The following is a 15,178-nucleotide window of genomic DNA, read 5'->3' on the forward strand; positions in this document are numbered from 1 at the left end:
ATGTGACGTACGATGAATCTCCACGAAAAACCCGAAAGGCACGAAAAAATGGAGGGAGCAAAGTTGATACAAATAACCGTGTTCCGAGCATGCGCTTGGGTTCGCGGGTCAACTTGGTCCTCTATCCGAAAGCTACGGTTGAACGGATTGAGCTATGAAAATTTTCGTGTTTTTCGTGTTTTTCGTGGACAATGCATCACATCAGTTACCCACGAAAAAGGCTCCATTGAAAGTTTTGCATACCTCGGACTGGCATCTGGGCCAGACCTTGCGCGGCTTCGACCGCGCCTATGAACATCAGTGTTTTCTCGACTGGCTGGTCCTTCAGATAAGGACGCTGGACATCGATGCGCTGCTGGTCAGCGGCGACATTTTCGACAATGCGAATCCGTCCTCGCTTGCGCAAAAACAGTTGTACCGATTTCTCCATGCCGCGCGCGAGGCGGCGCCGGCGCTTCGCATCGTGTTGATTGCGGGCAATCACGACTCGGCAGGACGCCTGGAGGCGCCGGCGCCGCTGCTCGAAGTCTTCGAAACTACGGTGATCGGCCAGACTCGCCGCACGCCGGGCGGCGATATCGATCTGGAGTCTCTATTGGTGCCTTTGCCGGACCGGCAGGGCCGGGTGCGCGCCTGGTGCCTGGCCGTGCCTTTTTTGCGCCCCGGCGATGTGCCGCGGATCGAAACCGGCGATGATCCCTATCTGGCAGGCATGGCGGCAGTGTACCGGCAGGGATTCGAGCTGGCGCTGAGCCGGCGTGAGCCCGGGCAGGCGCTGTTAGCGCTCGGGCATTGCCATATGGCGGGCGGCGATGTATCGAAGGAGTCGGAGCGGCGTATCGTGATCGGCGGGGCCGAAATGTTGTCCGCGGCGATATTCGACGAACGCCTGGCTTATGTGGCGCTGGGGCATCTGCACCGGCCGCAGGCGGTGTCGGGCAAGGCACGGATTCGTTACTCCGGCAGTCCATTGCCGATGTCGTTTGCCGAAATCGACTATCCGCATCAGGTGATATTGATCGAACTGGACGGCGAGAGCGCCAAGACGATCGAGCCGCTCAGGGTGCCGCGTGCGGTCGGCATGCTGCGCATCCCCGCGCAGCCGGCGCCATTGCCGGAGGTGCTCGAAGCCTTGCATGCGCTCGCATTGGAGGATTTGCCCGAGGAGCAATGGCCTTACCTGGAAGTCCGGGTGCGTTTCGACTGCCCCGAGCCGGGCGCGCGCGCGGCGATCGAATCGGCGTTGAAAGACAAGCCGCTCCGCTTCGCCGGCATCGATGCCAGCTACCGGCGAAGCGATGCCTCCTTCGGCCCCGATGCCGACGCCGAGCTTGCGCAATTAAGCCAAATGCAGCCCGAAGACATCCTGCAGCGGCATTATCAAACGCAGTACGGCGAGGCGTTGCCGGCGGCGCTGTGCACCGCATTTATCGAATTGCTGATCGAACCGGCCGAGGCGGCGCAATGAAAATTTTGGCGATCCGAGGAAAAAATCTGGCCTCGCTTGCCGGCGAATTTGGGGTCGATTTTGAACAAGCGCCGCTGGCCACTGCCGGGCTGTTTGCGATCAGCGGCCCGACCGGCGCGGGCAAGAGCACGCTGCTCGATGCGCTGTGTCTGGCCTTGTATGACAAGACGCCGCGCCTGCATCAGGTCACTTCCAGCGGCGCGCGGCTTCAGGATGTCGGCGCTGAAACGGTGATGCAGCACGATGTCCGCAATCTGTTGCGCCGAGGCTGTGCGGAAGGTTATGCCGAAGTCGATTTTGCCGGCGGCGACAGGCAGTCATATCGCGCCCGCTGGAGCGTGCGCCGGGCGCGCGGCAAGGCGGACGGCAAGCTGCAAGCCTCCGAGATGACGCTGATCAGCCGGGCCGATCAACAGCGTATCGGTGGCGTCAAGACCGAAGTGCTGGAAGCGATACAGCAGCGCATCGGGCTCAGTTTCAATCAGTTCACCCGCGCGGTGCTGCTCGCGCAAAACGAATTCGGCGTGTTTTTGAAAGCGCCCGACGACGAACGCGCGACCCTGCTCGAAACGCTGACCGGCACCGACCTGTACAGCCGGATTTCGATCCGGGCGTTCGAGCGCGCCAAACTCGAAAAATACACGCTCGAACAACTGCAAGCCCGGCTTACCGAACAACTGCCGCTGGATACGGCCGCTCGTGAGGAACTGGAGGAGAAACTCAAAACGCTCGCGCAGGTGATCGAGAACAACACGCAGCACAAAACGGCGCTCGAAGCACAGTTGCAATGGCATCGGCGTTATCGCGACTTGCAGAAAGCCGAACAGGAGGCACAAGGCCAATGGGAAAGCATACAACGCGAGGATAGTCAGGCGCAGCCGCGCCGCGAGCGCTTGGCGCTGATCGAAGCGTTGCAGGATGCGCGTCCGCTGTTGGGGGAGTCCGATCGTTTGGCCGGCGAATGCGAGGAGGCCCTGCAAAACCTGAGCCGGGCCGAGACCGCGTTGACCGAGGCCGAGACGGCCGCGCAGGCGGGCAGGGATGTGCAGCAACAGGCGCAACAGCAGAGGGAGGAGGCCGAACGGCAAAAGGCGGCCGCGCTCCCCGAACTGAACAAAGCGCGGCAACTGGATGCGGAGATCGAGACGCTGAAGCCGGCGCACGCGCAGCAGCAACGGCAATGGCAGGACGCCGGGCAGGCCCTGGATAAAATCAAAGGCGCGCTCGCGGGCAAAGAGAAAGAAAACCATGCCGCCGCGGCGGCGCGCGAACAGGTTTCGGCCTGGCTGAACGAACACGCGCACCTGGAAACCCTGAGCCGGCAATGGCCGCGCTGGGAGGCTTTGTTCGCGCAGGGCAGGGAGACGCTGGTCCGGCTGCAAACTGCCGGCAACACGCTGGCGGCCTCTGAACATGAACTGGCTGCATGCCGGCGTCAGGTCGCGGCGTCGGCAACCCTGCTCGAACAACTGCGCGGCGACAGCGAGCAGGCCGAACAGACACAGAAGACCCTGGCGCAGGAAGCCGCCGCCTTCGATGCTGCGGCCTTGCTGGAGTCCAATCGCGGCAGCCAGGAGCGGCTGGCACGGCTCAGGACGGCCGAAGCGGTCTGGCGGCGGCTTCTGGAATTGCAATCCGCCCACGGCGTGCAAAGCGAAAAGTTGCAGGGCTTAACCGAGAGCCGGCAACGGCAAAGCGCCGAACGGCAGGCGCTGCGTCAGGAATTGCCGAACTGGATCGCATGTCACGAACAGGCCGGCAAAATGTTCGACTTGGCCAAAATGGCCAGCAGTCAAAATGTCGAGCAAATGCGCGCGACGCTACGGGATGATGAAGCATGCCCGGTGTGCGGTTCCCTACAGCACCCCTTTGCGGATATCCGGCATCCTTATCGCGACCAGCTGGATGCGCTGGAGCGAGAAGTGGCGGCTTGCCTGGAGCGGCGCCAACAGGGCGAACAACAGGACAGCCGTCTCGGCCTTTCGCTTGAGCAGCACGATAAACAGATCGCCGAATTGAAAGCTGATCTGGCGGCAACGGCCGATCAAATCGGCCAACAGCAAATCCAGTGGCATGCTCAGCCGCTGAAGGCCGAACTGGCTGCACGGGAGGCGGCAGCGTATCCGGATTGGTTCGCCAGCCAGATCGTCGCATCCGAGGCGCAACAGCAAAAAATCGCCGTTGAATTGCAGGCGATGACGAAGGTGAATGCCCGCTTGACGGAGGCGCGGCAACGCTTCGAAGGCTTGTTCGAAAAGCGCAATACCGTGCAAAAGCAGTTCGATGCGGCCGGGGAGGCGCTGAAACAAGCCGAATTCAACCGGCAAGCCGCGGCCGCAACGCGCCAAAGCGCAGCGGAGCAGCTCGACCGGCAGCTGGCCGAGCTGGATGTGGCCTTCGCGGATGCCGGATGGCGGCAGGACTGGATCCGCGCGCCGGAAGATTTCGCAAGCCGATGCAGCAAACAGGCGCAGCATTGGCAGGATCAGCAGAATAGGCAACTGCAACTGGCGGCGGAGATCGTCGTCTTCGAGACCGAGTTGAAAGCATTGACCGGTAATCTCGGGCAGGCCGGTGCGCAAGTGTCTACCGCGCAGACCGCATTCGCGGCGATTGACCGTGAATTGGCGGGCAAGAAGACTGCACGCGCGGCGTTGTTCGACGGGCAGGCGGTCAGTGTGATCGAGACGCGGCTCGAGCAAAACATCTCCGGCGCCAAAAAACGATTCGAGGCCGCGGCCGAAGCCGCCGCGCAAAGCCAAACCCGTTTGGCGACCTGCCGTGAAGCCCGGGAGCAAGCCCAACACCAGTGGAACACCAGGCAGGCGCAGCTTGGCCGCGCGCAGCAGGCCTTGAGCGCTTGGCTGGCCGCATTCAATCAAGCGCACGCCGCAGATAAACCGATCGAAGCGGCCGATTTGCGCGAGATTTTGCAGCAGAATCGCAGCGAGATTGCCGCCGAAAGGCTCGCGCTGGACACGCTGAAGGAGGCCCTGACGGGAGCCCAAAGCGTTCTGAGCGAGCGCCGCCGGCAATGCGAATCGCATCGGGAGACGCGCGCTTCTCTCGATACCGAAGACGCGCTGCAATCGCAGCTGAGCGAGTTGCAGAACCAGCTTGCCGCGGAGCAGAACCAGCGCACCGAGCTCGATCTGCAACGCCGGGCCGACGAGGCCAGGATCAAGACGTCTTCCGAATTGCAGGCTCAAATCGGGACGCAAGCGGCGGTCAGCGAGACCTGGGGCAAACTCGGCGCGCTGATCGGTTCGGCGGACGGCAAAAAATTCCGCAACATCGCCCAGCAACTGACGCTGGACATCCTGCTCGGCTACGCCAATCAGCATCTGAAAGACCTGAGCCGCCGTTACCGCCTGGAACGGGTCAAGGACACGCTGGCCTTGCAGGTCGTCGATCAGGATATGGGCGATGAAATCCGCTCGGTGCATTCCTTGTCCGGCGGCGAATCGTTTTTATTGTCGCTGGCGCTGGCATTGGGGCTGGCGTCATTGTCGTCGAACCGGGTCAAGGTCGAATCGCTGTTCATCGACGAAGGCTTCGGCAGTCTCGATGCCGAAACCCTGCGCGTGGCGATGGATGCGCTGGACACCTTGCAGTCCCTCGGCCGCAAGGTCGGCGTGATTTCGCACGTTCAGGAAATGACCGAACGGATCGGCGTCCGGATTCAGGTCAGGCGGGTCAGCGGCGGATCGAGCCATGTCGATGTGCAGGGAGTGTAATTTAGGGAGCGGTTAGCCATAAACTCCCCAAAGCAGAAGCTATCGTGCTCATTTTGCCCGCTTTAATAACCTTTCTTTTATTGTGGGCTTGATGTTTTGTCCAAATGTTGGCATTGTAGCGGCCCGAATCGACCAATCCTATCCACCCACCGCATGATGCAATTTATTCTCTCGCTGATTCATCGCCTGTACGCGAAGCAGGTTCCCGCGACCGGCATCGGCTTGTTCCGGCTTTTTTACGGCCTGGTCACGCTACAGGAAGTGCTGTTTTTAAGTTATTTCAATCATCTGATTTTCGACCCGATTCCGTATATCGATGTCGAATTCCCGACGATCCCGTTTTTCCTGGGACTGTGGGCCTTGATCGCGTTTTTCGTCGTGATCGGCTATCGCTACCGGTTTTCGCTGCTGGCGAACTACCTGTTCTGGATCGTGTTCGTCAATTTCACGCCGATGCAGCGCGATTTCGACGGCGGTTTCGACATGTTCATGACCGGGGCCAATTTCTTCCTGCTGTTCATGCCGGGCGACCGCGCGTTTGCGATCGACGCGTTGCGCCGCAAGCTCGGCACGCCGTTTCGGCAATACCGCAGCTACCCGAAGCCGATGGTGTCGGCGCTGGCTTATTATCTTCCGGTCGCGATCTGCCTCGGTTTTCTGTATTTCGATTCGGCGATCCATAAATTGTTTGCCGAGCATTGGCGCAACGGCCTGGGCTCCTGGCTGCCATCGACCCAGCCTTATTATGTGTCCGCGCTGGACATGTCGTTTTTGCTGAACCAGGAAGCGCTGGTCAAGGCGATCGGCTATACGATCCTGGTTTTCCAGTTCACGTTTTTGGCCTTCTTCAACCGGCGCAACCTGCGTCCGGTGTATTTGTTCATCGGCATCGGCATGCATCTTGGCATCACGCTGTCGTTGAACATTTATCCGTTCGGCATGGGCATGCTGGTCTTTTATACCTTGCTCGTGCCGTTCAGTTGGTGGCGAAGGATCGGCCGGATTGTGACGGCCAGAGAGCCTGTGTTGACCGTGTTTTATGATCAGTTGTGCCCGCTTTGCAATCGCACGGTGCTGATCCTGAATCATTTCGACATTTTCCGCTGCATCGACTTCAAAGGCGCGCAGGATCATGCGGCACAGTACCCGGCGTTAAGCGTGTTGAGCCAGGAGGTGTTGTTGACCGATCTGTATGCGCTGGACCGGAACAATCGGCTTTACGCAGGGCTAGACACCTATATCCAGATACTGATTAAGATGCGTTATTTAAGCCCTCTGGGCTTAGTGCTGAAACTGCCCGGCATCTATCATCTGGCCGCGAAAAAATATCGGCAAATCGCCGATAATCGCGCGCGCGTGGCTTGTACCGCCGATTGCGTCAGCGCGGAGCCTTTGCCGGATCAGACTTATTATCATCGCGTATTCGAGCTGTATGCCCAGCAAAAACCGAAAGCCTTTGCGCGCAAGCTGGCGAAAATCCTGGTCGCGATCATCCTGCTGCAACTGAACAGCACGATTCATTACGGCATCCTGTACCGCTTTAAATTGAACAAACCCGAGAGCCCGGCGTTGGCGGCCATGATCAAGAGCAGTAACGAGTTGATCTCGGTGTCGCAGCTTTTTCTCGGCATCGCGCCGCATGCGCTGTATCTGCACGATCATTTTGCCGGTTATGACAGGATCATCGGGATTACCTATACCGACGCGGAAGGCCGCGAGCAATGGCTGCCGTTCGTGAACGAGCAAGGCAGGCTGGTCGCGCCGAACTGGGGACGCGTGCATTCGATGTGGGCGAATATCGCGGTGACGCCGACGATCAACGAGACGCGGCTGAAGAAATTCATCATGAAAGTGACCGCGTTTTGGGGGCAAAAAATCGGTTTACGGCTCGATCAAACGGTCTTCCATCTGAAGCTCAAAAAAATCGAATCGCCGACGCAGTGGGTCGATGACCAGCTGCACAAGAATTTCGCTTCGCCGTGGCAGGAGATCGGCACCGCGGCCTGGCGGGACGGTTCGATCCGTATCGAATTGCCAAGCAACATCAACGAGCTGTAATGCGGCTGTCCCAGACGCCTATTTTTTATTGCCTGATCGCCGATGGCATGGTATAAATTAGCGGTGCTTTTATGGGCGCACACATAAAAATAATTTAAACGTTTTTGGAGGATATTATGAAAAAAGTTCTTTCAGTTTTCGCTCTGGCTCTGATGATTGTTGGCCTGACCGGTTGCTTGGACCCACAAGATGGCGAAAAGCAAAGACCAACTTCTGCATCTAGCGTTGCTCTCTAATTATTGAGCGAACGGTCGGTTTGTTTTATTGCATCAAAAAGTAAGTCGTGGTATAAAATGCGGGTGCTCACAAGAGCACTCCACTATAAAAATAATTTAACCCCTTTTGGAGGATATTATTATGAAGAAAATTTTAGCACTTCTGGCTCTGACTCTGACTATCGTAGGTTTGACTGGCTGCTTGGATCCGCAAGACGGCGAAAAGCAAAGACCAACCTCTTCAACCTCAGTTGGTTTGTAATAAATATCAGCTCAGTAGTTTTGTAATAAAACTGACCGGATATACCAAAAAACCCAGCTTAACGGCTGGGTTTTTTGCGTTTGGGGGAAAGGAAAAAATGCTCCAGCTGCTTGAGCAAAGCGCCGTCCTGAGCCCCTCGAAGGGTCGAAGCGAGTTGTTGGCTTCGGCTCCGCTCAGCCAACGATAACTTTTTTATCCTAGCCTCTCCGTTGCAGCCGCAACGAATTCAACACGACAGAAATCGAACTGAACGCCATCGTTGCCGAGGCGATCATCGGGTTCAGCTTGCCGAGCGCCGCCAGCGGAATCGCGACGGTATTGTAGCCGAGCGCCCAGAACAGGTTCTGTTTGATGACGCGCAGGGTGTCGCCGCTTAATTCCATTGCTTCGGCGACCTTGCCGATATCGCCGCTGACCAGAATCAGATCCGCCGTTTCGATCGCGACATCGGTGCCGGTGCCGATCGCGAAACTGACATCGGCCGCGGCGATCGCGGGCGCATCGTTGATGCCGTCGCCGATCATGCCGACCCTCGCGCCCTGGCTTTGCAATTCGCGGACGATTTCGAGCTTGCGTTCCGGCCGGGCATGGGCGACCACCTTTTCGATGCCAACCTGACGGGCGATGTAGCGGGCGGTTTGCTCGGTGTCGCCGGTGACCATCATCGGCTCGATGCCGAGTTTGCGCAGCCGTTCGATCGCTTGTCCGGCATTTTCGCGCGGCCGGTCGGCGATGCCGAACAACGCGGCGGCGCTGCCGTCCACGCCGAGATAAACGGGGGTCTTGCCCTGCTCGGACAGAGTCGTTTCCTGCGTTGTCAAAGCGCCGAGGTCGATGCCCGATTCTTCAAGCCAGCGGCGGTTGCCGAGCATCACCTTGCTGCCATCGATCAGGCCATGCACGCCGTGCCCCGGAATGCTCGCGAACTCCTCGACCTGTAGGGAGGCAATCTGACGCTCATGCGCGTAAGCGACGATCGTTTTGGCGAGGAAATGTTCGGAGCCCGATTCCGCGGCGGCTGCGAGGGCGAGAATCCTGTCTTCGGATAAACGGGAAACCGCGATGAAGTCGGTGACTTCCGGCTTGCCTTCGGTGATCGTGCCGGTCTTGTCGAATACGATCGTGGTCAGTTTCGATGCCAACTCCAGGCTTTCGCCGTTGCGTATATAGATGCCGTGCCGCGCCGATTCGCCGGTGCCGACCATGATCGCCATCGGGGTCGCAAGCCCGAGCGAGCAGGGGCAGGCAATCAACAACACCGCGACCGCATTGCTGAAGGCGGCCGGGAAACGGGCGCCGAGCATCATCCAGGACAGAAAGGTCAGCGTCGACACCGCCATCACCGACGGCACGAAGACGGACGAGATGCGGTCGACCGATTTCTGGATCGGCAGTTTCGACGACTGCGCCTGATCGACCATATGAATGATGTTGGCGAGCACGGTATCGGGCCCGATCGCATTGACCTCGATTTTGAGCAAGCCGTTGCCGTTGATGCAGCCGCCGACGATCGCATCGCCGGTCTGTTTGACGATCGGCAGGCTTTCGCCGGTGACCATCGACTCGTCGACGTTCGAGAAGCCTTCGATCACGGTGCCGTCGGTCGGAATGCGCTCGCCGGGGCGGACCAGCACGATGTCGCCGACTTGAACCTCGGTCAGCGGGACGATCGCTTTGATGCCGCCTTTCAGCACCGTCGCGTTTTGCGGCTGCAGATTGACCAGCGCGCGGATCGCCTCATGCGCTTTGCCTTTGGCTTTTTCTTCCAGATAGCGGCCGAGCAGCACGAAGGTCAGAATGCCGGTCGCGGAGTCGAAATACAGGCCGGAGCGCCCCTTCAGCAGGGACGCCACGCTATAGCCGTAAGCCGAGCCGACGCCGAGCGCGATCAGGGTGTCCATGTTGGTCGCGCCTTGTTTGGCAAGTTTATACGCCTTGCCGAAGAAGGGCCGGCCGGCCCACAGCACGATCGGCATCGCGAGCAGATGTTGAGACCAGTGCCAGAATCTCGACGCCGGCGCCAGCATGCCGATCGCCATCACCGGCAGGCTCAGCGCGCCGGCCAGGATCGCGCGGCGGCGGGCGGTTTGCAGGTGCTTTTTCTCGCGTTCGACCAGCAGTTTGCGCTGCGCGAGCGAGTCGAAGGACTGGGCGTGGTAGCCCATCCGGTTGATCAGGCCGCACACGGCGTCCTGGCTGATATGGCCGCTGACCGCGGCGGTTTCGCTGGCGAAATTGACCGTGGCCGAGGCAATGCGCGGGTCGCGGTGCAACAGCATTTCGATCAGCAGCGCGCAGGAGGCGCAGGTCATGCCGTCCACGTTCAGGTGGTGTTCGAGCGGCCTGCCGGTTTCGGCGGGCGCCGGATTCGGCGCGGTTTCGTACAGCGCGAGCGGCTTTTTTTTGCCGAGATTGCCGAGCAGCGTATCCAGCAGCGTCAGCAAACGGGACTTCGGCAGCTTTTCAGGATCAAAATGAATCACCACCGAGGCGATGTCGGGAACAGTTTTGACCTTGATGATGCCGTCGCGCTTTTGCAGTAGAATTTCGAGTATATAGGCGCGTTCGACATCCCCCCGCAGCACCGGGGCAATGACGCGAATCCGCCGCTTGAGCTGATGAACGACTTTGCCGTGCGCGAGTTTTTCGTGGGGTGCAAGCATCTGTTGGGTGTCCATCATTGTTGTTTGTCGATGCGGCGCTTCGTATCTTCTCTCGTTCCCGCGCGCCGCGTGGGAATGCCGTCACGACGCGCTTGCGTCGCGACACGGGACGCCGGCGCGTCCACCCCTGGATTCCCTCGTGGGAAGCAGAAAAAGTACTTAGTGCAAACTCTTCGGAGTATCCCTTTCTTCCGGGGTTTCCTCGATCAGATTTTGCAGATGATCCTTTTGCCGCAACACAAAATCCCGGCTTTCTTCGAGTGTTGTGCGGGATGCCGAGACGATCTCCTTGCGATATTTGTGTACGAAATAGCCAGCAACGATACCCAGACCGAACATGATGACCGGCTTTCTGGTCGCAGCGACGACGATGCCGCGGCCGGCATGAATGATTGTTGATACCACGATGCTAGTTGTCAGGCCTCTGGCGATCATGTCGGCCTGCCGCGTCGAGTTTGTGGCATCGTCCGATTTTGATTGGGCGATGTTGCTTTTCTCGCTTTGGGTTAAGTGATTCATCATATTCCTCAAGAATGGCAGGGTATTAGTTAAAGCATTTTAAACGGAGAAGTCAATAGCCATGCAATTTCCTTACCAATTCCGCCTGCTGTGGCGTATCGGTTCGGGGCGTCGGCGCTGTCGGTAAACTTCGGCAACAGTGCGTCATCTCATCGTGTTGAAAATGCAGAGTCAGTATGTAAATTTCAAGTCGTGTGACGGCGATTCGGCGCAAACGTTCCATTGCGTCGGCATCAAAAGGTATGCTGAAATAGGTTTTACGCCTGCCCCTTCACCATCACTGATCAATCACAGGATATAACCGGTGACCATCAAACCCAACGCCGATTCAAGCCAAACTGATTCAAGACCGGGCCGCTTCGGCAAAGCCCTGAAAAGAATTGCCGCCGTCACCCTGGCGCTGCTGGGTATCGGCTTCATCCTCTGGCTCGACAGCTGGTTCATGGATCATGCCGAGATGCCGAAACTCGGCCGCGATATCAGCTACGGTTTGCTGATGCTGATCGGTTTTTTGACCAGTTTCCACTGCGTCGGGATGTGCGGTCCGTTGATTCTGGGCTATACCGCAAAAACCGCCGCCAGGGGGCATAAATCCTACGGCACGCATCTCTTGTACGGGATCGGCAAGACGCTGTCCTATACCACGATCGGCGCGCTGTTTGGCGCCTTCGGGGCGATCGTGGCGTTTACGCCGTTCACGCAGGGCGTGGTCGGCGTTGCGGCGGGTGTTTTTCTGATTTTGTTCGGCCTGCACATGTTCGAAGTGTTTCCGGCCTTGAGCCATTTTCAGATCAAGCCGCCGGCGTTTTTGATGCGTTTCGTCGGCAAGGAATACCGTAAGCACAGCAACCCGTTTGTCATCGGCCTGTTGAACGGCCTGATGATCATCTGCGGTCCGTTGCAGGCGATGTATGTGATGGCCGCCGGCACCGGCAGTGGGTCGGAAGGCGCGACGATTCTGTTTTTTTTCGGCATCGGCACCTTGCCGCTGCTGATGGGCTTCGGCTTTCTGACCAGCCTGTTGTCGGCGAATCTGACGCCGAAAATAGTGAAGGCCTCGGGCGTGATTGTAATCATGCTGGGGGCGATCATGCTGAACCGGGGCCTGGCGGTCACCGGCACCGGAATCGATTTCAATACGCTGGTCGCGCGTGTGGCGCAGAAGCTGGCGCCGGTCGCCTCCGAAACGCCGTCTTTCGCGACCGAACAAACGATCACGATGGACGTGCTGAGCACCGGCTTTTCGCCGAATCGTTTTACCTTGCGCAAAGGCATTCCGGTCAAATGGGTGATCAACGGCGAAGAGCTGAACGAATGCAATAAGGAGATCATCGTGCCTCAATACGATCTGAAGATCACCCTGAAACCGGGCAAACAGGTGATCGAATTCACGCCCCCGGAAGCCGGCGTGGTGCCCTGGAGCTGCTGGATGGGCATGATGCCGGGGACCTTTATCGTCGTGGAGGCGACGCCCGCACCGAAACCGCATGCAACGGCAGGCGCTGAGCCCGCAGCGCCGGAAACGGCAGCCGAATATGAACGTTTGATCAGGGAGTTCAAACGTTTGTGGAGCCGATTGCTGATGTATTTTTAGAATCGGTAGCCGCTGTCAATTAACGTTATTCATTAATCACCGTCGGCCAAAATCGTTAAGCCTTTGCTAAGGGCTGTTTTGAAGCGATTAGGTTGGTGCGGCCTGCGCTTTTTAAGGTTCGATTTATATTCCTTTGCTAGGCTGGGTGCTGATGATTTTGGCCGAAAAATGAACCTATATTCATCAGGTCGGCATATACGGAAGCCGTGAGTTGCAGACTCTCTGGCGGCTCGATCGATTGAGCCCGCGAAGGCGCGGTGGTTCACCTGATCCGGCATACCCCTAATTATCAAATCCAACCACGATAGGTGAAAAATGAAGAGACGATATTTGTCATTGGCTCTAGCGGCGATGGCTTTGTCCGGCCATTCCGCGATGGCTTCCACGGCTTATGGCGACCTGAATAATTTTGATGTGGTCAACGACACGAATCAGTCTGGCCACGGCTTCGAAATAGAATTGGACGGCGTTCATAGCCAGGATATTACCTATACCTATGACTGGAATCATTATGGGGCGCCTGTGATTCGCGAGGATGTTGACCCCAGCGGAAATCCGCGGGTGTTCGTGCGTTACGAAAGTAAAAAGGACGCGAGCGGCGCATTCCTGGCTTATACCGCTGTCCCCGCCGCGCCTCTGGCGCCAACCGACGGCCACATGTGCACCAATCCTGCGGTTAACGAGGGCTGCGAGCATTTCGGCGTGGGTTATTATGGGACCCCCTCCGTGGTTCGCTATCACTGGCTTATCGAAGACCCGGCAAACCCCGGATCGTTAATTCACGGGCCGGCAGTGAATGTCGCCACGCCGAGTTGGGTTTATAATCCGCCGGCTGATGGTCAACCTGCGCAGGTCGTCGCCGCGATTCAGGCACCGCTACCGCCAGCCCCGGAAGTCGCGCCTCCGGTTCTGCCACAGTTTGGCGAGGCTGTTTGGGCCAAAGAAATCAAAACATCGTCAAAAAACAACCAGGCTGTGGCGCTGAAGGATTTGGTTTCCGATGATCCGAATGCTCCCGATGACAAAAACTGGCTGAACGATAAGCCTGGCGATGGCATTGATGTGTTGCCCGAGGTCGAAATGGAGTGGCGGATGATGCAAACCGAGTTCGCCAAACTGAATGATCCTAAAAAACCGGGCGGCGCGAAAGGCCGCTTGGCTGCCGCGGCCGAAGATTTCCCGGATGGCGACGAAGTGGTGACTCGGCGTTACGAGTTTTATAAATATGCCGGGAGCGATGCAACCTTCGATGTCGAATCCGGAGAAGCCATGTGCGACAAGGTCGGCGCCGATGGCCTGCATGGAGACGGAACCGTAAACGTAACCCGCAACGATCCTGCACGCCCGGGCGAGGTGATCAGCGTGCCAGTCGATTGCTCCCTGGAAATCGTCGTGGGCGACTATATCGGCGCGCAAATGGCCGGATTTGATGCCGAAGCGGGCTTAGGCGTCATCGACAATCTTCAGGACGGTGAAATCAATCAGCCCTATACACAACGCACTGTGGTGGTGGGCGGCAATTCGCCTTACAGCATCGATGTGACTGACGGCGCACTGCCTGCGGGCATGGCATTCGAACAGGACGCCAACGGCAAGCATACCGGCGTGTTGCAGGGAACGCCGACGGCAGCGGGCAGCTTTGCATTCAGCATAGCCGTGACCGATGCGGCCAATGCGGCGGTCAACAAGGCTTTTGTGCTGAATGTGGTCGATCCGAATCACGCCAATCCGCAAAGCTATTCGCTGACGGTCGCCAAACAAGGCAATGGCTTCGGTTCTGTATCAGGCAATGGCATCGATTGCGGCCAGACCTGCACCATTGATCTGCCGGCCAATACCGCGGTTTCGCTTTCCGCAACGGCGGATACCGGCAGTGTGTTTGATGGCTGGAGCGGCGCCTGCATAGGTTCGGGCCTATGCAATACGACGATGGACGCCGTTAAAGACGTAAGCGCCAGCTTCAGCTTGCAGCAGTTCGCACTGACCCTCAATAAAACCGCCAATGGCGGCAGTATTGCCGGCAATGCAGGCTGTGCGCTGGGTTCGGCTACCTGCACGGCAAGCCTGGATTACAATACGGCGGTATCGCTAACCGCAACCCCTGCGGCAGGCTATGTGTTCAGCGGTTGGAGCGGAGCCTGCACGGGAACAGACGCTTGTAACGTGACCCTGGACAGCGCCAAAACCGTGACCGCGAATTTTGCAGTCGCGCCTACCGCCTACAGAGTGTCGGTGACGGTGAGCGGTGCCGGCCGAGTAGTCAGCAAACCCGGCGGCGTTAGCTGCCGCAAAGGAACCTGCAGCAAGTCTTTCAAGGCCGGTAAAACCGTAACCCTGACCGCCAAGCCGTCCAGAAAGCATGCGTTTAAAAACTGGTCAGGCAGTGTTTGCGAAGGCTCGACTTCGAAGAAATGCAGTGTGCCCGTGACTCAGAATCAAAGCGTTACCGCCGTGTTTAACTGACAGCCATCAAACAGACGCCTCTTGTCTTTCAAGAGGCGTTTTTTTGCTTGCCGCCGGGGGCGCTGATAAAAAGGTATTCTCCCGATACGGTTTTACCGATTATGAGGCTGCTAACGGGCGGCAACGCTTGCGGTCAAAAAAGGCTGAGCGCGTTTAGTCTGGGAAGTCAACTTAGGTTTTGCGTTACCTATATTGTGTC

7 protein-coding genes are annotated in these 15,178 nt (G+C 58.2%); 5 read left to right on the forward strand and 2 right to left on the reverse strand.

Annotated features, from left to right (window positions below):
* Positions 1-154 precede the first annotated feature (154 nt).
* From METLA_RS0119575 to METLA_RS0119585, 3 genes are all read left to right on the forward strand, one after another.
* Positions 155-1,468 (forward strand): exonuclease SbcCD subunit D C-terminal domain-containing protein, encoded by a 1,314-nt coding sequence (locus METLA_RS0119575; protein ID WP_245598831.1) that lies wholly within the window; start codon positions 155-157, stop codon positions 1,466-1,468.
* Complete coding sequence (locus tag METLA_RS0119580; protein ID WP_024300174.1) at positions 1,465-5,205, forward strand: AAA family ATPase; 3,741 nt, start codon at positions 1,465-1,467, stop codon at positions 5,203-5,205. Before METLA_RS0119575 ends, METLA_RS0119580 begins: the two co-directional genes overlap by 4 nt.
* Before the next feature lie 153 nt (positions 5,206-5,358).
* Positions 5,359-7,263, forward strand: a complete 1,905-nt coding sequence (locus tag METLA_RS0119585) for a DCC1-like thiol-disulfide oxidoreductase family protein (RefSeq protein ID WP_024300175.1) — start codon at positions 5,359-5,361, stop codon at positions 7,261-7,263.
* A 674-nt stretch (positions 7,264-7,937) separates the two neighbouring features.
* Here METLA_RS0119585 and METLA_RS0119590 read toward each other — a convergent pair.
* Both METLA_RS0119590 and METLA_RS23665 read right to left on the reverse strand, forming a co-directional pair.
* A complete protein-coding gene (locus METLA_RS0119590; RefSeq protein ID WP_342665888.1) occupies positions 7,938-10,421 on the reverse strand; it encodes a heavy metal translocating P-type ATPase in 2,484 nt (827 codons plus the stop codon).
* 141 nt (positions 10,422-10,562) lie between these two features.
* Positions 10,563-10,922, reverse strand: a complete 360-nt coding sequence (locus tag METLA_RS23665) for a hypothetical protein (RefSeq protein WP_024300177.1) — start codon at positions 10,920-10,922, stop codon at positions 10,563-10,565.
* A 304-nt stretch (positions 10,923-11,226) separates the two neighbouring features.
* Between METLA_RS23665 and METLA_RS21145 the strand changes: the two genes are divergently transcribed.
* On the forward strand, positions 11,227-12,516 hold the full coding sequence (locus METLA_RS21145; RefSeq protein ID WP_024300178.1) for a sulfite exporter TauE/SafE family protein: 1,290 nt from the start codon (positions 11,227-11,229) through the stop codon (positions 12,514-12,516).
* Positions 12,517-12,831: 315 nt separating this feature from the next.
* Positions 12,832-14,979 (forward strand): InlB B-repeat-containing protein, encoded by a 2,148-nt coding sequence (locus METLA_RS0119605; RefSeq protein ID WP_084480194.1) that lies wholly within the window; start codon positions 12,832-12,834, stop codon positions 14,977-14,979.
* Positions 14,980-15,178: the final 199 nt, after the last annotated feature.

This window comes from Methylomicrobium lacus LW14 (genome assembly GCF_000527095.1).
GTDB lineage: Bacteria > Pseudomonadota > Gammaproteobacteria > Methylococcales > Methylomonadaceae > Methylomicrobium > Methylomicrobium lacus.

What these genes read in the sequence shown, in the direction of transcription:
- METLA_RS0119575 (WP_245598831.1), top strand. Translation starts at nt 155, where the DNA reads ATGAAAATTTTCGTGTTTTTCGTGTTTTTCGTGGACAATGCATCACAT.
- METLA_RS0119580 (WP_024300174.1), top strand. Translation starts at nt 1,465, where the DNA reads ATGAAAATTTTGGCGATCCGAGGAAAAAATCTGGCCTCGCTTGCCGGC.
- METLA_RS0119585 (WP_024300175.1), top strand. Translation starts at nt 5,359, where the DNA reads ATGATGCAATTTATTCTCTCGCTGATTCATCGCCTGTACGCGAAGCAG.
- METLA_RS0119590 (WP_342665888.1), bottom strand. Translation starts at nt 10,421, where the DNA reads ATGATGGACACCCAACAGATGCTTGCACCCCACGAAAAACTCGCGCAC.
- METLA_RS23665 (WP_024300177.1), bottom strand. Translation starts at nt 10,922, where the DNA reads ATGAATCACTTAACCCAAAGCGAGAAAAGCAACATCGCCCAATCAAAA.
- METLA_RS0119605 (WP_084480194.1), top strand. Translation starts at nt 12,832, where the DNA reads ATGAAGAGACGATATTTGTCATTGGCTCTAGCGGCGATGGCTTTGTCC.